Annotated in this window: 23 protein-coding genes; 6 read left to right on the top strand and 17 right to left on the bottom strand. The window is 68.2% G+C overall.

What is annotated here, in order from left to right; translation table 11 throughout:
* Window positions 1–103: 103 nt before the first annotated feature.
* The 5 genes from ABEG18_RS23765 to ABEG18_RS23785 form a co-directional block, all read right to left on the bottom strand.
* The gene (locus ABEG18_RS23765) at window positions 104–1,831 is read right to left on the bottom strand and encodes an ABC transporter ATP-binding protein (RefSeq protein ID WP_406855510.1); all 1,728 of its coding nucleotides are present in this window, start codon (window positions 1,829–1,831) and stop codon (window positions 104–106) included.
* The gene (locus ABEG18_RS23770) at window positions 1,828–2,955 is read right to left on the bottom strand and encodes an ABC transporter permease (protein WP_406855511.1); all 1,128 of its coding nucleotides are present in this window, start codon (window positions 2,953–2,955) and stop codon (window positions 1,828–1,830) included. Before ABEG18_RS23770 ends, ABEG18_RS23765 begins: the two co-directional genes overlap by 4 nt.
* Before the next feature lie 4 nt (window positions 2,956–2,959).
* Complete coding sequence (locus ABEG18_RS23775; RefSeq protein WP_406855512.1) at window positions 2,960–3,946, bottom strand: ABC transporter permease; 987 nt, start codon at window positions 3,944–3,946, stop codon at window positions 2,960–2,962.
* Window positions 3,947–4,094: 148 nt separating this feature from the next.
* Window positions 4,095–6,050, bottom strand: coding sequence for an ABC transporter substrate-binding protein (locus tag ABEG18_RS23780; RefSeq protein ID WP_406855513.1), 1,956 nt, complete (start codon window positions 6,048–6,050; stop codon window positions 4,095–4,097).
* 69 nt (window positions 6,051–6,119) lie between these two features.
* The gene (locus ABEG18_RS23785; protein WP_406855514.1) at window positions 6,120–6,968 is read right to left on the bottom strand and encodes an aldose 1-epimerase; all 849 of its coding nucleotides are present in this window, start codon (window positions 6,966–6,968) and stop codon (window positions 6,120–6,122) included.
* Window positions 6,969–7,178: 210 nt separating this feature from the next.
* Between ABEG18_RS23785 and ABEG18_RS23790 the strand changes: the two genes are divergently transcribed.
* Window positions 7,179–8,447, top strand: coding sequence for an enolase C-terminal domain-like protein (locus ABEG18_RS23790; protein ID WP_406855515.1), 1,269 nt, complete (start codon window positions 7,179–7,181; stop codon window positions 8,445–8,447).
* A gap of 23 nt (window positions 8,448–8,470) precedes the next feature.
* On the opposite strand, the gene ABEG18_RS23795 is transcribed toward ABEG18_RS23790, so the two are convergent.
* Entirely contained in the window at window positions 8,471–8,779 is a 309-nt protein-coding gene (locus ABEG18_RS23795) for a hypothetical protein (RefSeq protein WP_406855516.1), read from the bottom strand.
* A gap of 145 nt (window positions 8,780–8,924) precedes the next feature.
* Here ABEG18_RS23795 and ABEG18_RS23800 point away from each other — a divergent pair, with 145 nt between their 5' ends.
* On the top strand, window positions 8,925–9,431 hold the full coding sequence (locus ABEG18_RS23800; protein WP_406855517.1) for a hypothetical protein: 507 nt from the start codon (window positions 8,925–8,927) through the stop codon (window positions 9,429–9,431).
* Here the strand turns inward: ABEG18_RS23800 and ABEG18_RS23805 are convergent.
* The gene (locus ABEG18_RS23805) at window positions 9,421–11,208 is read right to left on the bottom strand and encodes a glucan ABC transporter ATP-binding protein/ permease (RefSeq protein WP_406855518.1); all 1,788 of its coding nucleotides are present in this window, start codon (window positions 11,206–11,208) and stop codon (window positions 9,421–9,423) included. The two genes, ABEG18_RS23800 and ABEG18_RS23805, sit on opposite strands and share 11 nt — an antisense overlap.
* Before the next feature lie 177 nt (window positions 11,209–11,385).
* Between ABEG18_RS23805 and ABEG18_RS23810 the strand changes: the two genes are divergently transcribed.
* Together ABEG18_RS23810 and ABEG18_RS23815 are read left to right on the top strand one after the other, a co-directional pair.
* A complete protein-coding gene (locus tag ABEG18_RS23810; RefSeq protein WP_406855519.1) occupies window positions 11,386–12,153 on the top strand; it encodes a motility protein A in 768 nt (255 codons plus the stop codon).
* A gap of 21 nt (window positions 12,154–12,174) precedes the next feature.
* Window positions 12,175–12,996: a flagellar motor protein MotB gene (locus tag ABEG18_RS23815; RefSeq protein ID WP_406855520.1), complete on the top strand. Its 822-nt coding sequence runs from the start codon at window positions 12,175–12,177 to the stop codon at window positions 12,994–12,996.
* A 21-nt stretch (window positions 12,997–13,017) separates the two neighbouring features.
* Here the strand turns inward: ABEG18_RS23815 and ABEG18_RS23820 are convergent, their stop codons facing one another.
* From ABEG18_RS23820 to ABEG18_RS23835, 4 genes are all read right to left on the bottom strand, one after another.
* Window positions 13,018–13,527 carry a CAP domain-containing protein gene (locus tag ABEG18_RS23820; RefSeq protein WP_406858696.1) on the bottom strand — a complete coding sequence of 170 codons (510 nt, stop codon included), beginning with the start codon at window positions 13,525–13,527 and terminating at the stop codon, window positions 13,018–13,020.
* The gene (locus ABEG18_RS23825; RefSeq protein ID WP_406855521.1) at window positions 13,527–16,109 is read right to left on the bottom strand and encodes a DUF3772 domain-containing protein; all 2,583 of its coding nucleotides are present in this window, start codon (window positions 16,107–16,109) and stop codon (window positions 13,527–13,529) included. Before ABEG18_RS23825 ends, ABEG18_RS23820 begins: the two co-directional genes overlap by 1 nt.
* Before the next feature lie 115 nt (window positions 16,110–16,224).
* Window positions 16,225–16,761: an inorganic diphosphatase gene (ppa, locus tag ABEG18_RS23830; RefSeq protein WP_406855522.1), complete on the bottom strand. Its 537-nt coding sequence runs from the start codon at window positions 16,759–16,761 to the stop codon at window positions 16,225–16,227.
* A 121-nt stretch (window positions 16,762–16,882) separates the two neighbouring features.
* The gene (locus ABEG18_RS23835; RefSeq protein WP_406855523.1) at window positions 16,883–17,389 is read right to left on the bottom strand and encodes an N-acetyltransferase family protein; all 507 of its coding nucleotides are present in this window, start codon (window positions 17,387–17,389) and stop codon (window positions 16,883–16,885) included.
* 205 nt (window positions 17,390–17,594) lie between these two features.
* On the opposite strand from ABEG18_RS23835, the gene ABEG18_RS23840 reads away from it, so the two are divergent.
* Window positions 17,595–18,317 carry a fused DSP-PTPase phosphatase/NAD kinase-like protein gene (locus ABEG18_RS23840; protein WP_406858697.1) on the top strand — a complete coding sequence of 241 codons (723 nt, stop codon included), beginning with the start codon at window positions 17,595–17,597 and terminating at the stop codon, window positions 18,315–18,317.
* On the opposite strand, the gene ABEG18_RS23845 is transcribed toward ABEG18_RS23840, so the two are convergent.
* The 5 genes from ABEG18_RS23845 to ABEG18_RS23865 form a co-directional block, all read right to left on the bottom strand.
* Window positions 18,304–20,136, bottom strand: coding sequence for an ABC transporter ATP-binding protein (locus ABEG18_RS23845; RefSeq protein ID WP_406855524.1), 1,833 nt, complete (start codon window positions 20,134–20,136; stop codon window positions 18,304–18,306). The two genes, ABEG18_RS23840 and ABEG18_RS23845, sit on opposite strands and share 14 nt — an antisense overlap.
* 129 nt (window positions 20,137–20,265) lie before the next feature.
* Window positions 20,266–20,901, bottom strand: coding sequence for a 2OG-Fe(II) oxygenase (locus tag ABEG18_RS23850; protein ID WP_406855525.1), 636 nt, complete (start codon window positions 20,899–20,901; stop codon window positions 20,266–20,268).
* A 118-nt stretch (window positions 20,902–21,019) separates the two neighbouring features.
* Window positions 21,020–21,310 (bottom strand): hypothetical protein, encoded by a 291-nt coding sequence (locus ABEG18_RS23855; protein ID WP_406855526.1) that lies wholly within the window; start codon window positions 21,308–21,310, stop codon window positions 21,020–21,022.
* A 50-nt stretch (window positions 21,311–21,360) separates the two neighbouring features.
* Window positions 21,361–23,043: an acyl-CoA dehydrogenase family protein gene (locus ABEG18_RS23860; RefSeq protein ID WP_406855527.1), complete on the bottom strand. Its 1,683-nt coding sequence runs from the start codon at window positions 23,041–23,043 to the stop codon at window positions 21,361–21,363.
* Window positions 23,044–23,144: 101 nt separating this feature from the next.
* Window positions 23,145–23,996, bottom strand: coding sequence for a DMT family transporter (locus ABEG18_RS23865; protein WP_406855528.1), 852 nt, complete (start codon window positions 23,994–23,996; stop codon window positions 23,145–23,147).
* Between the two features lie 241 nt (window positions 23,997–24,237).
* On the opposite strand from ABEG18_RS23865, the gene ABEG18_RS23870 reads away from it, so the two are divergent.
* A complete protein-coding gene (locus tag ABEG18_RS23870) occupies window positions 24,238–25,128 on the top strand; it encodes a YihY/virulence factor BrkB family protein (protein ID WP_406855529.1) in 891 nt (296 codons plus the stop codon).
* An 18-nt stretch (window positions 25,129–25,146) separates the two neighbouring features.
* On the opposite strand, the gene ccrA is transcribed toward ABEG18_RS23870, so the two are convergent.
* Window positions 25,147–26,436 (bottom strand): crotonyl-CoA carboxylase/reductase, encoded by a 1,290-nt coding sequence (gene ccrA, locus ABEG18_RS23875; RefSeq protein WP_406855530.1) that lies wholly within the window; start codon window positions 26,434–26,436, stop codon window positions 25,147–25,149.

Raw genomic sequence — 26,436 nt, forward strand, 5'->3', positions numbered from 1 at the left:
GGCGGAGGGGAAGGGGATCCAGGGGTGAGCGCGGCTGCTCTGGATCCCCTTCCCGGCGCTACGCGCCGCCGGGGATGACGGCAGGGAGGAAACGCCACGACGCTCACGCGATGTACCGGTGGCGCTTGTGCATGCTGCGCAGGCGGGGGTCGGGACGCGGAATAGCGGAGAGGAGCGCCTGCGTGTAGGCGTGCTGCGGGGCGTCGCAGACCTGGTCGGTGGAGCCGGTTTCCACCACCCTGCCCTGGTACATCACCGAGACGCGGTCGCACATGTAGCGGATCACGCCGATGTCGTGGCTGATGAACACGTAGGAGAGCTTCAGCTCGTCCTGCAGCCGCATCATCAGGTCCAGCATCTGCGAGCGCAGCGACACGTCGAGCGCCGAGGTGGCCTCGTCGGCCACGATCACGCGCGGGTTGAGCGAGATGGCGCGCGCGATGCCGATGCGCTGGCGCTGGCCGCCCGAGAAGGCGTGCGGGTAGCGCTCGCGCCAGTCGGGGTTCAGCCCCACCTGGTCCATCAGGACCGACACGCGGTCGTCCAACTCCGAGCCCTTCGCGATCCCGTTCACCAGCAACGGCTCGCCGATGATCTGCGCCACCGTCATGCGCGGGTTCAGCGACCCGACCGGGTCCTGGAAGATCATCCGGATCTCGCGCCGGCAGAGCTTCAGCGTCTCCTTGTCGGCCGTGACGAGGTCCACCACCGTCCCGTCCGCCTTGCGGTAGCGCATGGCGCCGCCGGTGGGCTGGTAGATGCGCAGCAGGCAGCGGCCCATGGTGGTCTTGCCTGAGCCGGACTCGCCCACGATACCGAGCGTCTCGCCGGCCTTCACCTGCAGGGATACGTCGTCCACGGCCCGGATCGGCGCGGCGGGCGAGCCGAAATGCATCTTGAGATTGTCGATCTCGATCACCGACGGCGCGTCCTCGGCGATGGGCGCGCGCTTCAGCCGGATCTCGGCCTTCTGCTCGAGCTTCAGCACCGAGCCGATCAGCATCTTGGTGTAGTCGTTCTGCGGCGCGTGGAAGATCTGGTCGACCGGCCCGGCCTCCATGACCTTGCCATGGTACATCACCAGCACCTCGTCGGCGATCTCCGCCACCACGCCCATGTCGTGCGTGATGAACATTACCGCCATGCCGTGCTGCTGCTGCAGGCGCTTGATGAGGTCGAGGATCTCGGCCTGCGTGGTGACGTCGAGCGCCGTGGTGGGCTCGTCGGCGATCAGCATGGCGGGATTGCACGCGAGCGCCATCGCGATCATCACGCGCTGGCGCATGCCGCCCGAGAACTCGAAGGTGTAGCGGTCCACCGCCTTGTCGGGATTGGGGATCTCGACCTGCCGCAGCAACTCCACCGTGCGGGCGCGCGCCTCCTTCTTGGACAGGCGCAGATGGAGCAGCAGCACCTCCATGATCTGGTCGCCGACCGTGTGGACGGGCGACAGCGACGACATCGGCTCCTGGAAGATCATCGCGATCTCGGCGCCGCGCACGGCGCGGATCTCGCGGCCGCGCGGATGGAGGGTCGCGAGGTCGACCGCGCTTCCGTCCGGCCGGCGCAGCAGCATGGAGCCGCTCACGATGCGCCCGGGCTGGTCGACGATCTGCAGGATCGAGCGCGCCGTGACGCTCTTGCCGGAGCCGGACTCGCCGACCACGCACAGCGTCTTGCCGCGCTCCACCGTGAAGGACACGCCGTCCACGGCCTTCACGACGCCCGTGCGGGTGGGGAAATGCGTGACGAGGTCGCGCACCTCCAGCACCGCACGGGGCGGGGCCGCGAGGGCGTCGGCACGGCGGGAGGAGAGGTCCACGACGGTCATTTGTTGTACGGATCAGCGGCGTCGCGCAGTCCGTCTCCCAGGAAGTTGAGGGCGATCACGGCGATCACCACGGCGACGCCCGGCGCAAACAGCCAGGGCGCGGTCGCGATGGAGCGGATGTTCTGCGCCTCGCGCAGCAGCACGCCCCACGAGATGGTGGGCGGCTGCAGGCCAAGGCCGAGAAACGACAGGGACGTCTCGGCCAGGATCATGGCCGGGATCGCGAGCGTGATGGACGCGATGATGTGGCTGGCGAAGCTCGGCAGCATGTGCCGGAAGATGATGCGCCCCTCGGATGCGCCGTCGAGCCGCGCGGCCGTGACGAACTCCTCCGTGCGCAGGCTGAGGAACCGGCCGCGCACCACGCGGGCGAGCTGCGCCCAGCCGGTCAGGCTCAGGATCACGGTGATCATGAAGTAGTTCAGCGTCGCCGGCCAATCCTGCGGCAGCGCCGCCGCCATGGCGAGCCAGATCGGGATCGTCGGCAGCGCCAGGATGAACTCGATGGTGCGCTGGATCACGAAGTCGATCCGCCCGCCGTAATATCCGGAGATGCCGCCCAGCACGATGCCGAGCAGCAACGACAGGAACACGCCCACGAGGCCGACCGACAGCGAGATCTGCGTCCCCTGCATGATGCGGCTCCACACGCAGCGCCCGAGCCGGTCGGCGCCGAGCAGGAACAGCGGCTGCCGCGCCTCCGAGGAGACGAACAGGTGCGTGCGGGCGCTGAAAAGGCCCAGTACCGAATACTCGTACCCCTCGCCGAACATCGTCACGTAGATTTTGCGGCTCGTGTCCGGCACATGGACGGCAGCGAGCGTCTGCGAATCGCGCTTCAGCGTCGTGGGATGGAAATACGGCCGGAACGCCCAGCTCCCGTCAGCTCCCCTGTCGATGAAGTGCAGCCCCTGCGGCGGCTGGTAGGCGGCCCGCGCGTTCTGCTGCGAGGGGTCGTTGATGGCGAAGAAGCCCGGGATCACGGCGATCAGGTAAAAGAACGCCGTCACCCACAGCCCGATCATCGCCAGCCTGTGGCGCTTGAACGCCCACCAGACCAGCTGCCATTGCGACGCGACCGCGACCTTGCGCTCGTCGATGGCCGCGAAAGCGACGTCCGTCATGCGCCTACTCCAGCCGGATGCGCGGGTCGACCAGCGCGAGCAGGATGTCGCTGATCAGGGAGCCGATCAGCGTGAGCGTGCAGATCAGCAGGATGAAGGCGCCGGCCAGGTACATGTCCTGGCTCATCAGCGATTGGAGCAGCAGAGGCCCGGCGGTGGGCAGGCTGAGCACGATCGCGACGATGATGGAGCCGGACACGAGGTTGGGCAGCAGCCACGCGATGGTGGAGATGAAGGGGTTGAGCGCCAGCCGCACCGGGTACTTCATCAGGAGCCGAAACTCCGACAGCCCCTTGGCGCGCGCCGTGGTGACGTAGGCCTTGTTAAGCTCGTCCAGCATGTTGGCGCGCATCACCCGGATGAGGCTCGCGGTGCCCGACACCGCCAGGATGATCACCGGGATCCAGAGATGGCCCATGAGGTCCCACACCTTGGCGAGGCTCCAGGGCGCGGCGAGATACTGCTCGGAGAACAGCCCGCCGACTTCCTGCCCCCACTCCACGGCCGCGAGGTACATCAGCACCAGCGCCAGCAGGAAGGACGGGATCGCAAGGCCCAGGAAGGAAAAGAACGTCGCGATGTAATCGCCGATCGAATATTTGCGCACCGCCGAGAAGATGCCGATCGGCAAGGCGAGCCCCCACGTCGCCAGCAGTGTCGCGAAGGTCAGCACCAGCGTGAGCGCCATGCGCTCCCAGATCAGGTCGCCGACGGGCTGCTGCCACTCGAAGCTGAGCCCGAAATCGCCGCGCAGCAGGATGCCGCTGATCCATTTCCAGTACTGGATGATCATTGGCTGATCGAGCCCGAACCGGGCGCGCAGGTCCGCGGCCGTGTTCTGGTCCACGACCTCGTTGGAGGCCGCCAACGTGGCGATGTAGGTCGTCACGTAGTCGCCCGGCGGCAACTGGATGAGCACGAAAGCCATGAAGCTGATGACCACCAGCGAGGGGATCATCCACAGCACGCGCTTGGCGATGAACTTGAGCATGCGGGGCCCTTTGCGGTCCGAACCCGCTCCGTCATCCCCGGCGGCGCGAAGCGCCGGGAAGGGGATCCAGCCGATCGTTTCCGAAGAGACTGGATCCCCTTCCCCTCCGCCGCTTCGCGGTTACGGCCGGGGATGACAGCGAGTGGCGCTACGTCGTGAAGTAGAACTGCTGCGGCAGCGCCGGGCCGGGGTTCGGCCAGGTCCAGGCGTTCGGGTACTTCTCGGGCACGTTCTTCAGGTTCGTCTTGACGACGCCGAAATTGTTGACCGCCAGGCACACGCCCATGGTCTCGAAGGCGTCGGCCGCGAGATCGAAGACCTGCTTCATGATCTCGCCGCGCTTCTTCAGGTCCGACGTCGCGCGGGCGTCGTCGAACAGCTTCATGCGCTGCTTCTGGCCGTCCGGCGGCTCCTGCCCGTCCTTGCCGCCAGACACGTACCAGAGCGTCCACGGCACGGCGTAGCGCGAGCCCTGCGGATGCTGGGCGAAGTAGTCGCGCGGGTCGAGCATGGGATCGAGCCCGCCGGGGCCCGGCCACACGGCCGCGTCATGGTCGTTGTTGTCGCCCCGCGTGTAGTAGAGCGCGCGCTCGATGGTGTTCACCTTCATGTCGACGCCGATGTCGGCCCAGTGGCGCTTCACCAGCTCCAGCACGTCCACGAGGTCGGGATACAGCGTCGGGATCACGTCGATCGCGAAGAACACCTTCTGGCCGTCCGGCCGCAGGCGCATGCCCTGCGCGTCCTTCTTGTTGTAGCCGAGCTTGTCCAGCATGGCGTTGGCCTTGGCCTTGTCGAACTCGGTGTACTGGCGGCCGAGCTTCTCGTTGAACCAGGGATGACCCGGCCGCGGCCCGGCCTGGTAGGGCTCGGACTGGCCCAGATACACGATGTCGATGATCTCCTTGCGGTCCATGCCGAGCGAGAGCGCCTGCCGGAACTCCTTGTTGCCCAGCATCTCGCGCATTTTCGGGTCTTTGTGCGTGATGTTGAAGTAGATCTGGCACTGCTGCGACGAGGACGCGATCAGCTCGACCAGCCTGTAGCCGCCCTTCTTCATGTTCTGCGACAAGGTCGGCTTGTTCTGCAGCGTGTCGATGTGCCGGTCCTGGATGTCGAGGCGGCCCGACACGGCGTCCAGCATCAGCGATTCCACGTCCTGCGAGATCGAGAACGAGATCCGGTCGATATAGGGGAGCTGGTTCCCCTCCGTGTCGACCTGCCAGAAATAGGGATTGCGCTCCATGGTGACGCGCGTCGCGCCGCCCGTGTAGGGCTCCTTCACCACCCACGGGTCGATGGTCGGCTTGTCCGGGTTGCCCCAGCGCGACGGGATCTCGATGTCGCCGCACTTGATGCGAAACAGCGCGCCCCAATCGGAGACGTTGGCCTGCTTCACGAGGTCGGCGACGGCCGGGTTATATTTGGGGTGGAACTGGCCACAGTAGTGCTTGGGAAACAGCGTCGGGTGCTGGCCGAGCGGCGTCGCCATGAGGTCCAGGAACAGCGCGTACGGGCTCGCGAAGGTGAACTTCACCGTCGTCTCGTCCACCTTGGTGGCCGTTCCGGCCTTGCCGGCGATCACGAGCGGGCTCGGGACGGACTTGTAAAGCTCCGAGTTCTTGGCGCAGTCCTCCACCGCAAACACGATGTCGTCAGCCGTGAAGGGCTTGCCGTCCGACCACTTCATGCCCTTGCGCAGGAAGAAGGTGAATTCGGTGGAGTCGGCGTTCACCTCCCAGCGCTCCGCCACGTTGGGGAGCGGCTCGGTGAACTGCAGGTTCCAGCGCACGAGGCCCTGGTTGCCGACCATCCGCAGGATCCCGTTATGGTCGGCGCTGCCGCGCAACCCGCGGCGCAGCGAGCCGCCATAGACGCCCACCTTCTCAAAGGGCGTCACCACCATGGGCTTCTCGGGCAGGCGTTGCGCCAGTGCGGCGAGCTTGCCCTCGCCGACGAGCTTGGCCAGCGCCGGCGCTTCCTTGCCGGCAGCCTGCGCCCGCAGCGCGCCCGGCAGAACCGTCATGGCGGCCGCGCCCGCCAGGCCCTGGAGGACCCTGCGGCGCGCGAGCCGAGGCCCGGCTTCGTCCTTCGTGCTGGTCATGTCTCGTCTCCTCCCTGGGTCGGCGTCGTTGCGCCGTTTCGTCGATCTTGGGCCGAACGGGTCGGCTTGTCATTCCAGCGTAAGCGTCATGCTCCCGCTGACCGTCTCGCCCGGCCGGGCTGTCCGAATCCCGGTCGCCGGGACGTCGCGGGCGGCCAGGTTGAAGGCGTCCGCGACATGGCTCACCGGCTCGATACACGCATAGGCCCCGCCGTCGGGCGTGTGGAACACGAGCTGGTCCAGGGCGCCCGATCCGGCGATCAGCACCCGCCCGCCGTCTTGGCGCGCGATCTCGGCGCGCCCGTCCCAGCCCGACAGGTAGCGGGTGACGCCCTCCGGCCCATGCGGACGGTCGTACCGGACCTCCCCCGGCGGCAACGGCGCCGACGCGGTCGCGCAGCCGGCGTCGTCCTGCGCCCATTCATGCGTCGCCGTGAACCGGATCCGGTCGCCCTGCGCGATCGCCAGATAGGGATGCAGCCCGAGCCCTACCGGCATTGCGGACCCGGGGTCGTCATTGCGGATCGCGAGGTCGACCGTGAGCCCCTCCGGCGTGAGGCTCACGGTCTGGGTCGCCGTAAAGGCCCAGGGCCACGCGTCCGGCGTATGCGCGTAGGTCATCACGGCTGCGGCCGGGCCACAGAGCGCCAGGCTCCAGGGCCGGAGCTGCGAAAAACCGTGCAGCGCGTGCGGCGGGCAGGCCGGGTGCGCCGGCAGGCGGATCTCCCGCCCTCCAAACTCGAAGCGTCCGTCGCGGATGCGGTTGGAGAAGGGGGCCAGCGGGTAGCAGCCGGCCTTTGGCCAGGCTTCGGGCGGAAACGGCGCGTCCGCCATCGGCACCAGGATGTCGATGGGACCGCTTTCGTTTTCACGCCAGAAGCTGGCGATGCGGCCGCCCTGTGCCGGCGCAAGCGCCACGCGCAGCGCCCCCGCGGCCAGGACGGGCCTGCCCGTCGCCCCCTCGTCGTTCCCGCTCCCTGGCCCCTGTCGAGCTGTGGTCCCGCGCAACGCTTGATCCGGCCTTCAAACTTGATATTTCAGATTTGAAGGGAGCCAGCGGCGCTGTCAATCGCGGGAGTTGATGCGATTTGATGGCGCGGACGGATCGGCTCTCACGGGGGAGGACGCATGAGCAGGGCGGATCATCGCATCGCGGGCGTCCGGGTGACCGCGATCGCGTTCAGGGACCCGCCGCTCCTCAACGTGGCGGGCGTGCACGAGCCATGGGCGCTGCGCAGCATCATCGAGGTCGAGCTGGAAAATGGCCTCGTCGGGCTGGGCGAAAGCTATGGCGACCTCGCCACGCTGGCCGACCTGGAGCGCGTGCGCGCCGCGCTGGTCGGCCTCTCTCCATTCGATCTGAACGGCCTGACCCAGGCCGTGTACGGCGCCGTGCCGCCGATCGGCGATCCTGGCGCTCTCTTCCCGCCCGCCGGCGACAAGGCCCGGGCGACGACCGTCGGGGCTTTCGAGGTGGCGTTCCTGGACCTCCAGGGCCAGATCGCCGGCTTGCCCCTGCACGCGATCCTGGGCGGCGCGGTGCGCGACCGCGTGCCCTATAGCGCCTATCTGTTCTACAAATTCGCCCAGCATCGGGATGCGCCCGACCCCTCGGACGACTGGGGCGAGGTGCTGACGCCCGAGCAGATAGTCGGCGAGGCGCGGCGCATGGTCGACCAGTACGGCTTCGGCTCGATCAAGCTGAAGGCCGGCGTCTTCGAACCGGACGCCGAGATCGACGCCCTCGAGGCGCTGCGCGCCGCGTTCCCCGGCCATCCGCTGCGCATCGACCCGAATGGCGGCTGGTCGGTCGAGACCACGCGCCGGCTCATGCCGCGGCTCGACGGGCTGCTCGAATACTGCGAGGATCCGGTCAACAGCCTGCACGAGATGGGCGAGGTCGCCACCTTCGCCCCGATGCCGCTCGCCACCAACATGTGCACGATCGCGTTCGGGCATATCCCCGAGACGATCCGCCTCAACGCCGTCCAGGTGATCCTGTCGGATCACCATTACTGGGGCGGGCTGCGAGCGACCCAGCACCTGGCCTGGATCGGCCGCGTCTTCGGCCTCGGGATCTCCATGCACTCCAATTCGCATCTGGGAGTCAGCCTCGCCGCGATGACGCATGTGGGCGTAACGATCCCCAACCTGGCTTACGCCTGCGACACCCATTATCCGTGGCAGTCCGACGAGGTCATCGAGGGCGGGAAACTCGCCATCACGGGCGGCGCCCTGGCGCCGCCAACGGGGCCAGGCCTCGGCGTCCGCCTCGATCGTGCGGCCCTGGCGCGCCTGCACCGGAACTATGTCGAATGCGGGCTGCGCAAGCGCGACGATGCGGCCGAGATGCGCAAATACGATCCCGGCTTCAATCCGGCCCGTCCCCGCTTCTGAGGCGGAACGCCAGCCGGCTCCGATCAGCTCTCACGGACCTCCACGAAGGCGGCCGGCTCGCAGGCCGCGATCATCGCGTCGATGACGTCCTGGTCGTCGCCGTCCTTGATCTTCGGGTAGTCGTCCGGCGCCAGATAGACGAGATAGCCGAGCACGTCGTTCAGCGCCGCGCTGGGATGCTCCTGGGCGTAGCTGCGCTGGCCCTCCACGGTGAGGTCGTCATAGCGACGGACGGCGTCGAGGGGGCTCTCCTCGCGGGGCGGACCGTCGAGATCGAGCGTATCGGCGACGATCGAGCCCGTGACGTTGTCCAGAATGATGTAGCGGGGCACATGCCTCTCCAAGTTGCTTACGAAGGTCATTGCACCTCAATACACCGGCGCGCGCAATCATCGCGCCGACCTGGGAAGAAATCACCGTCCAGCAAGCGCGCCCGCGGACCTCGGGCGCGAGCGGGACGCTTGCTGAAAGCGTCGAATGCTGGCTAAGTGCCAGCGTGCGTCGCGAAGCCTGTCTCTGGCGAGCGAAGGCCGGCTGACCGTCCGGGGCGAGGATGTCTTGATCCGGTCTGGCTTGCAGCAGGCCCAAGTTGGCGGCGCACGTCATTGCGGGCTGCAGTCCTGGCCTTTTCGGCGAGAGGGGCTGCAGCGCTACGAAGGGATGTTTTATCCTGACGTCTGCTGGCCCGGCGCGGTTTGGCGAAGCCCGATCGCGCTCCCGGCGACGCCGGACTTTGAGGTCGGCATGAATCAGGTCGAGCGCCTGCAGCACATTCAATCCCTATGCATCAGCGCAAGGCGGCTTGCGTCCTCCCAACGCGAACCCATGGTGGCGAGCTTCCTCGACATGCTCCTTCTGGAGCTGGGCGACCAGATTGCTCGGATCCCGGGCAGCCGCGTGCCCGCTTCCCCGCGTCGCCCTGCCGCACCGCCCGACTATCGGGCTGGCGTCGAGGATCCGGCGCCGGGCGGCCTCAGCCCGTGACGATGGCGTCCTGAGCCGGCCGGACCGGCTGGTCGATGAACTGCGCCTTGGCCAGCGTCGCAAAGCGGCCGCCCTTGGCCACCAGTTCGTCGAAGGTGCCCGATTCGACGATCCGGGCCTGGTCGAACACCAGGATGCGGTCGGCTGACCGGATCGTCGCGAGCCTGTGGGCGATCACGAAGGTCGTCCGCCCCGCCATGACTTCCTCCAGGGCCAGCTGAAGCTTCTGCTCGGTCGTCGCGTCGAGCGCGGAGGTCGCCTCGTCCAGGATCAGGATCGGCGGGTCCTTCAGGAGCGCCCTGGCGATGGAGATGCGCTGGCGTTCGCCGCCCGACAGCGATCGTCCGCGCTCGCCCACCATCGTGTCGACGCCGGCCGGAAGCCGTTTGATGAACTCGGACGCCTGGGCGCGTTCCAGCGCGAGCTGGATCTCGGCGTCCGTCGCGTCAGGCTTGCCGACTTTCAGGTTCTCGTCGATCTCCCGCGCAAACAGCATCGGCTCCTGGAAGACGACGCCGATGTTCCGCCGCAGCGAGGTCAGGGACACGTTCCGGATGTCGTGTCCGTCGATCGTGATCCGGCCCGATTGCGGGTCGAAGGCGCGATGCAGCAGCGCCAGGGTGGTGGACTTGCCAGAGCCGGTCGCCCCGACCAGCGCGACGGTCTCTCCCGGCCGCACCGAGAAGGACACGTCCGCCACGGCCGGACGCTTGCCGTCATACGAGAAGCTGACCGAATCGAACGTCACCTCGCCGACGGCCCGGCCGAGATCCGGCGCGCCCGGGGCGTCCCGCACGGCCGGCGTCGTGTCCAGCACGTCGAAGAACTCGCGCAGCTTCGGCACCTGCAGGAACAGCGTGTTGATGAAGGTGACCACCTGCTCCATCTTGGCGATCAGCATGGTGGCGAGGCTCATGAACGCCACGATCTGGCCGACGGTCGCAAGGCCCTTCAGGTTGAGATAGGTGCCGAGCAGGAAGATGCCGAGGATCGTCAGCGTGGCGGAAGCCCGCGTTGCGACGGCCGCCACCGCCCACCAGGACAGCACCGGGATCTGCGCGCTCAGCAGCTGGTCGGTTAGGCTGCGCATGGCCCGCGTCTCATGCTCGATGCGGGTGAAGCTCTGGATCACCGGCACGTTGCCGAGCGCGTCCGACGCATGCTCGGCCAGCGACGAGTTATAGCGCTCCACCGAGCCCTGCATCGTCTCGGTCTTGCGAAGCACGCCCGCGGTGAGGAGCGTAAAGACGAGCAGGAGCAGCAGCAGCAGCCCGCCCAGGCGCCAGTTGATGAACAGGCTCAGCGGCAGCAGCACCACCAGCGTCACGAAGGACGCGAAGTGCTCGCGGAAGAACGACAGCAGCAGCCCCTGCATGCCGCCGGCTCCGTCCAGCATCACCTTGAGGACGCGCCCCGAATGGGTCGCGGCGTGGAAGGAGAGCGGCAAAGTCAGCACATGCTCGAAGAAGTTGGCCATCACGGCGAGCCGGCGGCGATGCGCGATGCGGTCTGCATGCAGCGCCACCAGCACCCCGCCCCCGATGGTGAACAGGCCGAACAGCACCCACACGGAGATCAGCGGCGCGAGCTCGCCCCAGCTCGGCGCGACTCCGGTCGCCTGCGCGTGCGACAGCAGGTCGATGATTCGGCCAAACAGCAGCGGCTCGGCGAACTGCGCGATGGCCAGCCCCACATTGGCGACGGCCAGGAGGACGCCCAGCCGCGCCTCGGGCCCGAGTTGCCGCAGCACGCGAAGATAGAGCCGAAAGGTGAGCATCAGGGGTCCCGGAATTGTCCACGAGGGATCTTATTCCAGTCTGAACGCCCACATGACAACAACGGATCCGTGCTTGAGCGACGCTTAACCGTTCTTTCAGCCGGTCATATCTAGGATGCAACCCGTGTAGGGTGCAGAAGCGCCCGCCTGTAGCCCAGAACGTCGGGACCCCACGTCATGGATTTCGCAACCGCGGTCGGCCTCGTCCTGGGCATCGGGGTGGTCGTCTTGCTGATCGCCATGGGCGGCAGTTTCTCGCTGTACTACGACATCCACGCCGTGATCGTGATCGGTGGCGGCTGCACGGCGGCCACCATCATCCGGTTTCCGTTCTCGGCGATGCTGCACGGCTTCCCGATGGGGATCAAATTCGCGTTCACGATGCGCAGCATGCATCCGCGCGACCTCATCGACGAGATCACCAAGATCGCCGACACCGTCCGCAAGAGCGGCCCGATGGCGCTCGAGAACGTCCAGGTCGACGACGTGTTCCTGGCGCAGGGCATCCGGTTCCTGGCCGACGGCTACGACCGCGACTTCATCCGCGACACCATGGAGCGCGACCGCGACAACTTCCTGCAGCGGCTCGACGAGGGCCAGAAGATCTACCGCCACATCGGCGACGCCGCGCCGGCCTGGGGCATGATCGGCACGCTGGTCGGCATGGTGCAGATGTTCGCCAACATGGAGGACCCCTCCAAGCTCGGCCCCTTCATGGCGGTCTCGCTCCTGGCGACGCTCTATGGCGCGCTCGTCGGCAACCTGCTGTGCCTTCCGATCGCCGACAAACTCCACCTGAAGCTGGAGGAGGAGGACATCTCCCGGACGCTGATCATCGACGGGATCCTGCAGATTCGCGACGCCAAGTCCCCGACGATCGTGCGCGAGATGCTGCTCGCCTATCTTCCCGACCACACCCGCCACGACCTGGCCGAAGCGGCCTGACCGGCGACGGGGGGCGAGGCGATGGCGCGCAAGAAAGCGGCTCACGGCGGCGGTCACGGGTGGTTCGTCACCTTCGCAGACCTCATGGCGTTGCTGATGAGCTTCTTCGTCATGCTCACCGCCATGTCGACCCAGGACCAAAAGAAGATGCAGGCGGTCGCAGGCTCGATGCGCGACGCCTTCGGCGTGCAGCGCGAATCGCGCTTCGCCGGCGTGATCGAGTCCGATGGCATCCCGACGCGGCCTAACCTGAAGAACATCAAGCAGGCCCCGCCCGAGCAGGGTTCCGACTTCACGGCGCCGAGCCAGTTCGACCGCCCCGACGACGGCATCGCGGTGACATCGTTCGACCGGGCCTTCGCGCTCGCCGCGGCTTCGCTGCGCCAGGCGCTGCAGGACATGCCCGAGATCACCGAGGTCTCCAAGAACATCATCATCGAGGAGACCCGCGAGGGTCTCAACGTGTCCCTGGTGGACCAGGACGGCCGGGCGATGTTCCCGGACGGATCGAAAGAGCCCTTCGATCGCACCCGGCGGGTGCTGGCCGCCATCGCGCCGGCCATCCGCAAGCTGCCGAACCGCCTCGCCATCAGCGGGCACACCTCCGCGTCGCGGCCCGGATCGCGGCCGGGCTGGACCGCGTGGGACCTCTCCGTCGGCCGGGCCGCGGTCGTGCGCGAGATCCTGGCGGGAGCGGGCCTGCCGGAGAACCGGTTCTCGTCCGTGTCCGGCAAGGCCGACACCGAGCCGATGTTCCCGGACAACCCCTATCTGCCGGCGAATCGGCGCGTCACCATCACTCTGCTGAAGGAAGCGCCGCCGCTCCCCTCCGGCCGGTTCTGACGCAAGGGCGCCCGCCAGCCCTCAGGACGGGCCGCTGCTGACGATGATGTCCCAGTAGACGCGGTACTTCGCCCCGGGCCGATCCACGGCCGCGATCCCGAGCCGTCCGCCGGACGGCGCGAGCAGCACCCGGTTGTGGGGCGGCGAGTCCCGCCAGCCGGAGAAGGCCTCGGCCAGCGTCCGATAGCCCGCCGAGACCCGCTCCGAGCGGCCTCCGACCGACGCCTTTTGCACCCCCACATTCGGAGTTTCGCCCCAGGTCAACGTGTCATTGTCGGCGACCGTGGCGGCGCGGCGCCGCGCCTCGGCGACGAGTTCGGGGTCGAGCGCCAGCGGTCCAAGCCCGTTCTTGGCCCGGTAGGCGTTGATCATCGAGACCGCGGCCTCCTCGTCCAGTCGTCCGCCCTGGTCCAGGCGATGGTAAAAGGTCGGCGTCGCCGACGGCGCGGGCCCTTCGGGCGTCGTGCAGCCCGCCAGGCCGAGGCCGGCGAGAGCCGCCGGGAGCCAGCGGGTCTTCTGGTTGTGGTGCATCACGCCTGGGGGTCCTCGTCCTTGCCCGCTTCGCTCTGGGCGCGCCCGGCCCCGTTCGGCCCGGTCTCCTGCGTCCGCCGGGGGCGCGGCTGGCCGAAGGTGAGGCGCAGCGCCTCCACCTCGGCGCGCAGGTCGGAAATGCCCTCGATCTCGAATTTGGGCGGTCCGGGCGGCGTCCCGATGCCGAACTCGCGCAGCCGCCTGAACACCGCGAAGGTCAGGTCGCTCGACACGCGCGAGACCAGGTCGACGTCGCCGACGAAGCAGATGAGATCGAAGCTGAGTTCGTCGCCCTTGATGGTCTTGAACAGGACGCGCGGCGGCGGATCCTCCAGCACCTCCTCGTGCTCGCCGGCGACGCTGCGCAGCATCGCGGCGATCTGGTCCGCGTCGGCGTGCCGGGGCGCCGGCACCGAAATCAGCACCCGGCCGATCCGGTCGGAATGGACCCAGTTCTTGACCACGCCCGACACCAGATTGGAGTTGGGCACGATGAGGGTCCCGCGGTCGAAGGTCTCGATCTGGGTCGCCCTGACATTGATCTTACGCACATGCCCCTGTTCGCCGCTGACCACGATCCAGTCGCCGACCCGGATGCTGCGCTCGGCCAGGATGATCAGGCCGGAGACGAAGTTGTTGACGATGGACTGGAGCCCGAAGCCGATGCCGACGGACAGGGCGCCGGCCACGATGGTCAGCTTGTCCAGGCTCAGCCCGAGATAGCTCACCGACACGGCCGACGTCAGCACGACGCCCAGATAGCCGATCCCCATCGTGATGGAGTTGCGCAGGCCCGCGTCGAGCGTCGTGTGCGGCAGGTACTTCGTCCGAAGCCAGCGCTGCACGGCCCGGGTGGCGAAGATGCCGATCGCGAAGAACACCACCGCCAGCAGGACGGTGGAGAGCGACAGGGTCACGCCGCCGACCGTTACGCCGAAGAACAGCGCGCGGACCGACGAGAACACATCGCCGGACTCCACCCCCCAGGGCGCGAGCAGCAGCAGCGCCGCGAGCCCGATCAGGGCGACGCGGCCCAGACCCGACGCCAGGATGCCGATCTGCTCGAGCGACCCGCGCGACAGCCCGACCGTGGCCTGCATCAGCCGCGACGTCCGCCCCCGGTCCGAGAAGGCGCCCAGCACGAACTCGTCCAGCAGCGTCATCGACAGCATCACGACCGCGGCGACGATGCCCACCCAGGCGATCTGCTCCGCCAGGAACCAGGCGAAGGAGACGTAGCCCAGCAGCACCGCGACGGCGACCACCGACACCAGGAGCCAGCCCGCGATCCTAAACGGGCCAGTGAGGTCGGGCTCGGTCGACACATGCGGCCCGAACGCGGCCTCGTCGCAGGAATCGACGCTGCGGATGAGCTGCAGCGTCCGCGCGATCACGCCCGCCACCGCGATGGCGAACAGTCCCTTGGTGGCCACCGTGAGCTTCAGGCCGGCCGCGATGCTGGCGTACACCGTCTCCAACACGCGGCTGGCGACCAGCAGCACCGCCACGATCGTGGCGAGGCGCGTCAGCCAGGTCGCGCGGTCGTCCGAGATGTTGTAGAGGCGCCAGTTCATTCGCCCCGGCGCCAGCAGCCCGTCGGCGAGGCCCTGCACGAAGCTGATGAAGGCCACGCCGCCCACCAAAGACGCGAACACGGGTTCAAGTCGGTCGGGCAGCAGCTGCAGCGAGCGCACGATCTGGAACAGCAGATAGGCCGCCAGCACCGGGGCCACCGCGCTGACCAGCGTGATGGTGGCGGCCGCCAGCGCTTTCTGGAACCGGTTGGGCTGGCCCGCGAGCCGGTCGCGCTTAACGAACGCGAGAGAAAACCGCCGAACAGGCAGGATCAGGACGAGCGCGAGGGCGAGCGCGCCCGCAAAGGCCGCGGCGCCGGCTGGCGACAGACGCTGCCTCGCGCGCTCCATGGCGTCGCCGGCCACGATCGAAATCGCCCGGAAATCGTGCGGCGCTGTCCGGAACACGTCGCTCCACAGCCCCGGCGAGACAATGCTCTCCGAGCCCTGGAACAGCCGCTTGGCGAAGAGGTCCCGGCGGCGGTCCACCACCTCCTTGTCGATCTGGTCCGACTGCACCAACAGCGCGCGGGCGAGGCGGATGGTCTCGTCGACGTCGGCCAGGGCCGCCATGCGATCGTCCCGCTCGCGAGAGACGTCGGCGCTCTCCGGCGCGGCCTTGTCGTCCGGCTTGGGGCCGAGCTCCTTCAGGCGGGACCGGATGGCGTCGGCCCGAGGGGTCAGGTCCGCCACCACCGCCCTCGCCGCGTTGGCGAGCGGCTCGAGCGCCGGCCGGACGGCCTGCAGGGCCTCGTCGGTCTCCCGGCGGGAGACGCCGGCCTCCAGCTGGTCGAGCTGCAGGCGGATCCCGTCGAGCTTGGCGCGCTGCGCCGTCGCGGTCGGGGGCGCCTGCTGGGGCGGCGCGGGATCGGCCTGGACGGCGGGCGCCGGATCTTCCTGGGCGAACAGCCACTGCGCCCGCCCGTCTCGGGCGGACGACGCGAGCCCGGCAAGGGCGAGGGCGGCCATGATGGCGAGGAGCCGGACGGCCCGCAGGCTCAGCAGCATGTCGTCCTTTCGGTCGGTGGGGCGGGACGCCGCGAATCGAAGCTCCGACTGATGGGCGATGGATGCGACGCAAGCAAGGCGCAGCTGGAGGAAGCTCCGACGCCAGCCCGGGCGCTCAGTCCTTCTGGGCCTTGTAGCGCTCGACGCCCTCGAGGATCAGCTTGCGCGCCTCGTCGGCGTCTCCCCAGCGGACCACCTTGACCCACTTGTTGGTCTCCAGGTCCTTGTAGTGCTCGAAGAAGTGCTTGATCTGGTCGATCGTGATCGCCGGGAGATCCGTGTAGTTCTGGACGTTCTCGTAGCGGCGCGTCAGCTTGGGCGATGGGACGGCCACGATCTTCTCGTCGCCGCCTGCCTCATCCTCCATGAACAGCACCCCGACCGGGCGCACGCTCATCACCGCGCCGGGCACAATGGCGCGGGTGTTGGCCACGATGACGTCACAGGGGTCGCCGTCGTCCGAAAGCGTATGGGGGATGAAGCCATAATTGCCGGGATAGCGCATCGACGTGTAGAGGAAGCGGTCCACCACCAGCGCGCCGGAGGCCTTGTCCATCTCGTATTTGATGGGCTCGCCGCCGATCGGCACCTCGATGATGACGTTGATCTCGTGAGGCGGATTCTTGCCGATCGACACCGCGTCTATGCGCATCAGGATTCTCCGGAAGGCCGGCTCTCGCGCCGGCGGCAAGTGCAAGGTCCGCGGTATCTAGACGGAGGCCCGGGACGCGGCAAGGATGACTTTCCGGGCATGGACGCCTTCGAACCGAGCCTCAGCTCCACCCGAAGGCGTAGCGCTGGCGCACCTCGGAGCCGAAATGCTCCTCCATTTCGCGGACCTTGATGCCCCCGAGATGGCGGTAGAACCCGATGGCGCGGTCGTTGTCGGCGAGCGACCAGACGATCAGCCCACCCATGCGGTGGCCGATCAGGTCGCGGCGGGCTGCGTCGAACAGCCGCCGTCCGAAACCGAGCCCCTGGAACTCGGGCGAGAGATAAAGCTCGAAGATCTCGCCCCGGTACGGGGACACCGCCAGACGGTTGCGGCCGTAGCTCGCATAGCCTCGGACCTTGTCGTCGAATTCGAGCACCGCGATGCGCCCGCCTCTGGCGATGATGCGGCTCCACCATTGCGGGCCGCGCCGCTGCACCATGCGCTCCAGGTCCCGTCCCGGGATGATGCCGCGATAGGCTTCGCGCCACGCCGCATCGTGCACGGCGGCGACCCCCGCGGCGTCGTCGGGCCTTGCGAGACGGATGGAGATGGCGGCCTGGGTCACATGGGAAGAATAGGCCCGCCGAGATCGCGTCGTAAAGCCCGATCCGCGAGCCGGCCCGCCAAGCTCCAGCCCCCACGAGGGGTGGGGATTGCGGCGGGCGCCGGCGGCTGGTATGGCGCGCAGCCATGACCTGCGGCGCGCCGGATCGCGCCGCGACGCCGGACAGACATCGCCGGACCGAAACCTCGCCGGAGCCGTGGCCGACTTGCTCAAGCGCTCGATGAAGCCGGAGGACCGCTATGCCCGCCGCATGGCGCGCATCGAACGTTGGGATCGCCCGATCGCCGGCCTGTGGGACCGTGTCCGCGCCTGGACCAACATGCTGGCGTCGGACCACGGCGTGTTCCGGCTGGCCTACCTCAACCGTCACCAGGTGACGCCTAAATTCTGGCGCGCCGCCCAGCCGGCACCGGCCGACATCCGCGCCGCCGCGAAGGCCGGCGTGCGCACGGTGGTGAATTTGCGCGGCGGGCGCCAGCACGGCTCCTGGCCGCTCGAGAAGGAAGCCTGCGAGCGCGAGGGCCTCGCCTTGGTCGACTTCGTTGTCCGCTCGCGCGGCGCTCCGGACCGCGAGTCGGTGCTGGCCGCCAAAGCGTTCTTCGACACGCTCGACTACCCGGCGCTCGTCCACTGCAAGTCAGGGGCCGACCGCGCCGGCTTCATGTCGGCGCTCTATCTGCTGATCCACGAGAACAGGCCGCTGGACGAGGCCGTGGCGCAGCTCGGCCTGCGCTATGGGCATTTCAAGTTCGCCAAGACCGGGATCCTCGACGCGTTTTTCGAAAAATACCGCACCGAGGGGCTCGCGCGGGGCGTGCCGTTCCTGGAATGGGTCGAGACCATCTACGACCCGGAGGCATTGGAGCGCGAATTTCGCCCGAGCTTCTGGTCCGACGTCGTGGTCGACGGGCTTCTCAGACGCGAGTGAGGCCGAATTCGGCGAATTCGGACGTCTCGCCCGCCTGGAGGCGGTGCAGCTTGGCGTAGATGCCGCCTTTGGCCAGCAAACCGTCGTGCGTGCCGGTCTCGGCGACGCGGCCGCGGTCCAGCACCACGATGAGGTCGGCCTGCCGGATGGTGGAGAGCCGATGCGCGATCACCAGCGAGGTCCGGCCCCGCGTCAGCACCGCCAGGGCGTCCTGCACCAGGCGTTCGGACTCGGCGTCGAGCGCGCTGGTGGCCTCGTCCAGCACCAGGATCGGCGCGTCCTTCAGCAGCGCGCGGGCCAGCGCCAGCCTCTGGCGTTCGCCGCCCGACAGGCGCGACCCGCGGTCGCCCACTCTCGTGTCGTAGCCCTGCGGCAGCGCGGCGATGAAGTCGTGCGCGGCCGCGGCCCGGGCGGCCGCCTCGATCTCCTGATCTGTCGCGCCGGGCCGCCCGAAGGCGATGTTCGCCTTGACGGTGTCGTCGAAAAGCACGGCCTCCTGGGTGACCACCGCCACCTTGGAGCGCAGGCTGGCCAGCGAGACGTCGCGCACGTCGACCCCGTCGATGCGTACGGCGCCGTCCGACGCCTCGAACAGGCGAGGCACGAGCGAGATCAGGGTCGACTTGCCGGACCCGGAGCGCCCCACCAGCGCCGTCATCTTCCCCCCCGGGGCGACGAGATCGATCCCATCGAGGGCGGCCGCGCCGGCCGCCGCAGGCTCGCGCCCGGCGAATTCATGACCCGCATAACGGAAAAAGACGTTCTCGAAGCGGATCTCGCCGCGCGATACCTGGATCGGCGCCGCGCCGGGCCGGTCCACGATGGTCGGCCGCTCGTCCATCAGGGCGAAGACGCGCGACAGCGAGGCCACAGCCTCCTGCATGATGGCGTTCAGGTTCCCCAGCGTGCGCATTGATTGCGCGGCCAGCAGCAGCGCCGTGATGAAGCCGGTGAAGTCGCCGATCGTGGTCTGGCCCTTGATGATGCGCCAGCCGATGAACACCAGCACGCCCGCGACCGCGAACCCGCCTCCGATCTCCAGGATGGGGTCGAGCCTGGAGCGCTGGTTGGCGGATTTCATCTTGAGCCGCCGGATCTGCTCGAAGAACGCGCTGGCGCGGTCCTTGAGGTAGCCCTCGAGCCCGTAGGTCTTGGCGGTGCGGATGCTGGAGAGGCTCTCCGACACCATGCTGGCCATCAGGGCCGTCTGCTCCTGGGTGGAGAGCGCCGTCCGGCGCAGCTTCTTGCCGATTCGCGCGATCGCGGGCGCGAGCAACGGCAAGACCACCAGGGCGATGAGGGTCACCTCCCAGTCGATCCAGAACATGACGCCCACCACCGCGATCGCGGTGGCGACGTCGCGCAGGAACACCGTGGAGAGGCGGGTCAGGGCCTCGCGGATGAAGGCGAAGTCGGTGGTGAAGCGCTGCGTCAGCGCGGCCGGCGCCTCGCGGCCGAGCTGCGCCACGTCCGCGTCGATCAGGCTGGCGTAAAGGGCCGACTGCATGTCGGCCTCGATGCGGGTCACCACGCGGTTGGTCAGCACCGACTGGGCCAGCATGGCGAAGCCCTTCACGGCCGTCACCACGATGACGACGAAAGGCACGATCTGGACGAAGCGCTTGTTCTGCTGGTCGAAGGCGTCGAAGGCCCGCTTGATGACCACCGGATACAGGCTGCTCGCCCCGGCCAGCACGATCACGGTCAGCAGAATGAGCGACAGAGTGCGCCAGTGGGGCAGCATCCAGTCGACCCAGAGCCGGCGGAGATAGGGCAGGGCGTCCTGGCTGACGATGGAGCGAGCCGGCTTGTTGGCCATCGATTCCGTTGCTTGAACCTGAAATGAAAACCGCCGCGTGCTGCGCGGCGGTTCGGGATCCACGCAGGGCTCAGCCCTGCTCATAATCCATTTTCGCCCGGCGCGCGAACCCGCCCGGCGCGGCCCGCGTCAGCGGCCGAAGATGCCCTTGAAGAGCTTGGCCAGGCTGTTGCGCTTCTTCTTGCGCTCAAGCTCCGCCTCGTCCTTTACCCAGGCGACCTGGACCACGCGGCGCTCGCCGGCGAAGGGCGGATGCCCGTGCCAGGAATTGTCCGCCCGCAGGAAAGCGAACAGCGTTCCCATGGTCGGCGGGACTTCCAGCACCATGTCGTCGAAGTTCTCCGGTCCGCGCAGAACGCGCAGGCGCCCGGCTCCGCCGTCGTCCCAGTCGTCGTTCATGTAGACCAGCAGCGTCATGACCTTGCTGGGCCCGTCGGTGTGCGGGCGGCCGTCCTTGGCCTGGGAGATCTTGCGGATCGTCGTCAGGCGCGGATACGGGCTAAGGTCGATCCCGAACTTCTCCGACAACAGCGCCGTGAGGGTCGGTCCCTCCAGCTCGTTGATGAGCTGCTGGAAGGCGCCCTTCACCTCGACGTCGTCGACGGTCAGGAAGCCGGGCTTCGTGATGTTCGGGAATTCCTCCCGAAGCTGCGCAATCTTCTCGGGCTTCAGCGCCCCGGACGCCAGGAAGAAACTGTAGGGCTCGCGCGATACGGGCGCCGTCCGGATCGCATCGAGATTCAGGATTTGGGTGTCCGCCGCCATGGTCACTCCCGAGGCTCAACCGATTTCAACCATGAGTGGTGTAGTCGGTGTGGAAGTGACGTGCAAATCGCCGTTGCGTTGAAAAGTCGCAATCGCACGCCGGGCTGGCCCGGAACAGTCAATTCGCCCTGCAGCGCACCCAGATCGCGTGCGGATGCTGGTCGGGAGCCTGGAGCACGTCCGAACAGCGGCGACCCTCGACGATTCGCTCGCTCTCCTGGCCGATGCGCCGGGGCGTGATCGCGCCGGTGGCGTCGGCCGGATCCTTGCGAATCGGGGCCGTGTCGGCCTGCGCGCCCTGCTGGGCAGGCGTCGGCGCCAAGCCGGCGGGGCGGTCCTGCGCCAAGGCGGCGCCCGCCGCCGCGGTCGCCAGCGCACAGGACAAAACGATGCTGAGACATGTCCGCATGGAGGCCTCCATGCGGCTTCAACGCATCATCGCCGGATGCGGTTCGACCGCTAGTTGGCCCCGTCCAGCAGGCGCCTCGCGATCACCTGGGCCTGGATCTCGGCCGCCCCCTCGAAGATGTTGAGGATGCGGGCGTCGCACAGCACGCGCGAGATCTCGTATTCGAGCGCGAATCCGTTGCCGCCATGGATCTGCAGCGCGTTGTCGGCCGCCGCCCACGCGACCCGGGCGCCGAGCAGCTTGGCCATGCCGGCCTCCACGTCGCAGCGCTTGCCGTCGTCCTTGGCCCGTCCGGCGAAATAGGTGAGCTGGCGGGCGATATTCACCTCGACCGCCATCATGGCGATCTTGTCGGACACCCGCGGGAACGAGATCAGCGGCTTGCCGAACTGCACGCGCTCCTCGGCGTAGCGCAGCCCGATGTCCAGCGCCGACTGCGCCACCCCGACGGCGCGCGCGGCCGTCTGGATGCGCGCCGACTCGAAGGTCTGCATCAGCTGCTTGAAGCCCTGCCCTTCCACGCCGCCCAGCAGATTGGCGGCCGGAACCTCGAACCCGTCGAAGGCGAGCTCGTATTCCTTCATGCCCCGATAACCCAGGACTTCGATCTCGCCGCCCGTCATGCCCTTCGCCGGGAAGGGATCCTCGTCGCTGCCGCGCGGCTTCTCCCCGAGCAGGATCGACAGACCCTTGTAGCCCGCCTCCTCCGGGTTGGTGCGCACCAGCATGGTCATCACGTCGGCGCGGACCGGATGGGTGATCCACGTCTTGGCGCCGGTGACCTTGTAGACGTCTCCATCCCGCACGGCGCGGGTCTTCAGGGAGGCGAGGTCCGAGCCCGTGTTCGGCTCCGTGAACACCGCCGTCGGCAACACCTCGCCGCTCGCGATGCGCGGCAGCCACTGGGCCTTCTGCTCCTCCGTGCCGCCGCCGATGATCAGCTCCGCGGCGATTTCCGACCGGGTGCCCAGCGATCCAACGCCGATATAGGCCCTGGACAGCTCTTCCGACACCACGCACATGGAGACCTTGCTCAGCCCCAGGCCGCCATGCTCCTCCGGCAGGGTCAGCCCGAACACGCCGAGATCGGCCAGCTTCTCGATGACCGAGAGCGGGATGTACTCATTCTTCAAATGCCACTGGTGAGCGTGGGGAAGCACCTCGCTCTCGGCGAATTTGCGCATCTCCGCCCGGATGGCCTCGAGCGTCTCGTCAAGGCCCGCGTCGCCCATCGTGGCCGCGCCCTGGGCCTCCCGAATCCGCGCCACCAGACGGGCGCGCTGGGCCGGCGTAGAGCCTTCCCGGATGACCGTCTCGATCGCCGCCGTCCGCCGCGCCGCGATCTGCGAAGCCGTCAGGCCCAGGGCCGGGAGGCGCACGATTTCGCCCTGGCTCATCGGGATGCCCCCGAAAACCTGGGCGCAGTATTCGCCGACTCCGATCGCGACGAGCAGCTCCTCGGTCTCCCCGAACCGCGCTTCGGCCTGGAGCAGGCGGCCATAGGCGGCCAATTCGCGAACCGCTTCCGCATAAGTGGCCAGCCAGGCCAGTCCGTGGGCGGCGTGCTGCTCACGTTCGAGCTGCGCTGCGGAGATCCGCCCGTCGGCCGTGACCCGCGCCCGGACGGCGTTGACCGCGTCCGCGGTCAGCCCGGCCAAGGCCAATGCGGCTTCCTCGGCGAGCGTCAGCCAGTCTCGGACATCCGGTTCGGCGGCGGTGGCGAGGCGGGTCATCAGGGCTCCTCCGAGCGGTCTTGCCGTGCGGCGTCGGTCGCACCGCAATGCAACATGGAGCGGGGCCCCCTGTCCAGCAATGCCCCTTTCGGCGGACCCGCTCAGGCCTTGCGGGTGGCCAGCGCCACCCCGGCCGCGGTCGCCGCCATGCCGAGCGCCTGGATCGGGGCCAGCGTCTCGCCGAACAGCAGGTAGGCCTCGATGGCGACGGCCGGCGGCACCAGATAGATGAGCGCCGCCGCGCGCGAGACCGCGCCGTTGCGGATGAGCAGGAGCAGGAGCCCGATCGCCCCGATGGAGAGGGCCAGGACCGACCACGCCATGGTGAGGACGACGGTGAGGTTCCATTCCACCCTGAGCGGCTCCAGCCACAGCGCGGCCGGCGCGACCACCAGGAAAGCGCCCGCATATTGGAGGGCCGTGACGGTCCGCAGGTCGCCCGTCGGGACAAAGCGCTTCTGGTAGAAGGAGCCCAGCGTCACGCCCAGCATGCCGACGAGATTGACCCCGATCGGCCCGGCGACCGTGGCGAGCTCGCCCGGGCCGAGTCCGGCCAGCTTCGGCAGCAGGACGAGGCCGATCCCGACGAAGCCCAGCCCGATGCCGAGCCATTGGCGGACCGAGATCCGCTCATGGACCAGCGCCGGCGCCAGGATGGCGGTGAGGATCGGCTGCACCGCCGCGATCAGGCCGGAGACGCCCGCCGGGAGCCCGCGCGCGATCGCCCACCAGACGCCGCCGAGATAGACGGCGTGCAGCAGCGCCCCGGACGTCATGGCGTGCGCCACGTCGCGGCGCTTCGCCGGCCAGGCGGCGCCGGCCGCCCACGCCAGCAAGGCGACGACGACGCCCGCCAGCGCGAACCGGATTGACAGGAACGTCAGCGGGTCGGCGTAGGGCGCCCCAAAGCGGGCCGAGATCCATCCTGTCGACCAAATGAGCACGAACGCCATCGGGGCTGCGCGCAACAAGGCCGGAGAGGCGGGAGGAGGCGATGGGCGGGGAAAATCGGAAATGGCGCAGAACTCCGGGCCGCACTTTTCCGTATGGTGCAGGAGAATGCGGGTGAGGGCGTCGCTGGCGCCGAGCCAGCATGGCCCTACACTGCAGGCAGGCGGCGGGGCTTCGATAGGTCAGGACGTCCGATCGGTCGAGTCCTCGTCGCCGGCGCGCGGGACGGAGTGAAAGGTTCAGATGCGGCGTTTGCCACGCATCATCTATGACGCTTACTGGCGCTTCGTCGAGGACGACGGGTGGGCCATCGCGTCCCATATCGCCCTGTCCGGGCTGATGTCGCTGTTCCCGTTCCTGATCTTCGTGACCTCTCTGGCCGGCTTCTTCGGATCGAAGCAGCTCGCCGACGAGGTCGTAGGGTTGCTGCTCGAGGCCTGGCCTTCTCGCGTCGCGGATCCGCTCAGCAGCGAGATCCACAACGTCATGAACAAAGCCCGCGGCGACGTCCTGACCGTGGGCGTGCTGCTGGCGATCTACTTCTCATCCAACGGCGTCGAGAGCCTGAGGATCGGCCTTAACCGCGCTTATCGGCTGAAGGAGCATCGCGCCTGGTGGTTGCTGCGGCTGGAATCCATCGCCTATGTGCTGGTCGGCGCGGCGGCGCTCCTGTCGCTGGCTTTCCTGGTCGTGCTCGCCCCGGTCCTCTGGCAGACCGCGATCCTCTATGTCCCGCAGCTCCAGCCCTACTCCTACGTGATCACGGTCGGCCGATTCGGCGTCGCGACGCTGATCATCGTTTCGGCGCTGATCATCCTTCACCTCTGGCTGCCCTGCGGTCGCCGCGCCTTTCGCGAAATCATCCCGGGCGTGGCCCTCACGGTGGCCCTGGCGCTCTCGTCCGGCCACGCTTTCGGCATCTATCTCGCCAAGGCGGCGAGCAACTACGCGTCGACCTATGCGGGGCTGGCGTCCGTCATGGTGGCGCTCGTGTTCCTCTACACGATCGCGTCCATCTTCGTGTACGGAGGCGAGTTCAACGCCGAACTCGCCCGGGTTCGGGAGCGCTATGCGGCCCAGCAGAAGAAAGGCTGGCTCCAGCGCGGCCGGGTCTTCCTGCAGCGCAACCGCTGAGGCGGCGACCTTGGCCTCTCAGCCCGGCTGAGCTTCGAGGACGTCGTCGAAGGTCCGCAGCCCGGTGCGCTGGGCGTTCACCAGAACGGCCATGTTGCCGGGCGCGTGCTGGTTCTTCCACATCTTGGTGTGCGCCAGCGGGATCTTGTCCCACGGGAACACCTCGCTCATGCACGGATCGATCCGCCGGTCGATGACGAACTGGTTCGCCGCCGCCGCCTGCTTCAGATGAGCGAAGTGAGACCCCTGGATGCGCTTTTGCCTCATCCAGACGAAACGCGCGTCGAAAGTGATGTTGAAGCCGGTCGTGCCCGCGCAGAACACCACCATGCCGCCGCGCTTCACCACGAAGGTGGAGACCGGGAAGGTCTGCTCCCCGGGGTGCTCGAAGACGATGTCGACGTCCTTGCGGCCGGTGATGTCCCAGATCGCTTTCCCGAACTTGCGCGACTCGCCCATGAAGGCGTTGAATTCCGGCGAGTTCACCTTGGGCAGCTGGCCCCAGCAGTTGAAATCCTTGCGGTTGAGCACGCCCTTGGCGCCCAGGCCCAGCACGTAGTCGCGCTTGGATTCGTCCGAGATGACCCCGATCGCGTTGGCGCCGGACGCGGCGCAGAGCTGCACCCCGAACACCCCGAGACCGCCCGACGCGCCCCAGACCAGCACGTTGTCTCCAGGCCGGATCGTATGCGGCGCATGGCCGAAGAGCATCCGGTAGGCGGTCGCGAGCGTCAGCGTGTAGCAGGCGCTCTCCTCCCAGGTCAGGTGCTTCGGCCGCTGCATCAGCTGGCGGGACTGCACGCGGCAGAATTGCCCGAACGAGCCGTCCGGGGTCTCGTAGCCCCAGATGCGCTGGCTCGTGGAGAACATCGGGTCGCCGCCATTGCACTCCTCGTCGTCCCCGTCGTCCTGGTTGCAGTGGACGATGACCTCGTCGCCCACCTTCCAGCGCTTCACCTTGCGGCCGACGGCCCAGACGATGCCGGAGGCGTCCGATCCCGCGACGTGCACCGGCTGCTTGTGGCCGTCGAAGGGAGAGATGGGCTGGCCCAGCGCCGCCCAGACGCCGTTGTAGTTGACGCCGGCCGCCATCACGAGGACGAGCACCTCGTCGTCGCCGATCGCCCAGGTGGGGATGACCTCCAGCTGCATGGCGTCCTCTGGCGGGCCATGCCGGTCCTTGCGGATGGCCCAAGCCCACATCTTCTCAGGCACATGGCCCAGAGGCGGGATCTCGCCGATGTCGTAGAGGTCCTTGGGGGCGCCCCTCGACGGAGCGACGGACGGCGCGTTCGACGTTGCGGCCAC

The organism is Alsobacter sp. KACC 23698 (assembly GCF_045348435.1).
Lineage (GTDB): Bacteria > Pseudomonadota > Alphaproteobacteria > Rhizobiales > Beijerinckiaceae > Alsobacter.

What these genes read in the sequence shown, in the direction of transcription:
- ABEG18_RS23765 (WP_406855510.1), bottom strand. Translation starts at nt 1,831, where the DNA reads ATGACCGTCGTGGACCTCTCCTCCCGCCGTGCCGACGCCCTCGCGGCC.
- ABEG18_RS23770 (WP_406855511.1), bottom strand. Translation starts at nt 2,955, where the DNA reads ATGACGGACGTCGCTTTCGCGGCCATCGACGAGCGCAAGGTCGCGGTC.
- ABEG18_RS23775 (WP_406855512.1), bottom strand. Translation starts at nt 3,946, where the DNA reads ATGCTCAAGTTCATCGCCAAGCGCGTGCTGTGGATGATCCCCTCGCTG.
- ABEG18_RS23780 (WP_406855513.1), bottom strand. Translation starts at nt 6,050, where the DNA reads ATGACCAGCACGAAGGACGAAGCCGGGCCTCGGCTCGCGCGCCGCAGG.
- ABEG18_RS23790 (WP_406855515.1), top strand. Translation starts at nt 7,179, where the DNA reads ATGAGCAGGGCGGATCATCGCATCGCGGGCGTCCGGGTGACCGCGATC.
- ABEG18_RS23800 (WP_406855517.1), top strand. Translation starts at nt 8,925, where the DNA reads ATGCTGGCTAAGTGCCAGCGTGCGTCGCGAAGCCTGTCTCTGGCGAGC.
- ABEG18_RS23805 (WP_406855518.1), bottom strand. Translation starts at nt 11,208, where the DNA reads ATGCTCACCTTTCGGCTCTATCTTCGCGTGCTGCGGCAACTCGGGCCC.
- ABEG18_RS23810 (WP_406855519.1), top strand. Translation starts at nt 11,386, where the DNA reads ATGGATTTCGCAACCGCGGTCGGCCTCGTCCTGGGCATCGGGGTGGTC.
- ABEG18_RS23815 (WP_406855520.1), top strand. Translation starts at nt 12,175, where the DNA reads ATGGCGCGCAAGAAAGCGGCTCACGGCGGCGGTCACGGGTGGTTCGTC.
- ABEG18_RS23820 (WP_406858696.1), bottom strand. Translation starts at nt 13,527, where the DNA reads ATGCACCACAACCAGAAGACCCGCTGGCTCCCGGCGGCTCTCGCCGGC.
- ABEG18_RS23825 (WP_406855521.1), bottom strand. Translation starts at nt 16,109, where the DNA reads ATGCTGCTGAGCCTGCGGGCCGTCCGGCTCCTCGCCATCATGGCCGCC.
- ppa (WP_406855522.1), bottom strand. Translation starts at nt 16,761, where the DNA reads ATGCGCATAGACGCGGTGTCGATCGGCAAGAATCCGCCTCACGAGATC.
- ABEG18_RS23845 (WP_406855524.1), bottom strand. Translation starts at nt 20,136, where the DNA reads ATGGCCAACAAGCCGGCTCGCTCCATCGTCAGCCAGGACGCCCTGCCC.
- ABEG18_RS23850 (WP_406855525.1), bottom strand. Translation starts at nt 20,901, where the DNA reads ATGGCGGCGGACACCCAAATCCTGAATCTCGATGCGATCCGGACGGCG.
- ABEG18_RS23855 (WP_406855526.1), bottom strand. Translation starts at nt 21,310, where the DNA reads ATGCGGACATGTCTCAGCATCGTTTTGTCCTGTGCGCTGGCGACCGCG.
- ABEG18_RS23860 (WP_406855527.1), bottom strand. Translation starts at nt 23,043, where the DNA reads ATGACCCGCCTCGCCACCGCCGCCGAACCGGATGTCCGAGACTGGCTG.
- ABEG18_RS23865 (WP_406855528.1), bottom strand. Translation starts at nt 23,996, where the DNA reads ATGGCGTTCGTGCTCATTTGGTCGACAGGATGGATCTCGGCCCGCTTT.
- ABEG18_RS23870 (WP_406855529.1), top strand. Translation starts at nt 24,238, where the DNA reads ATGCGGCGTTTGCCACGCATCATCTATGACGCTTACTGGCGCTTCGTC.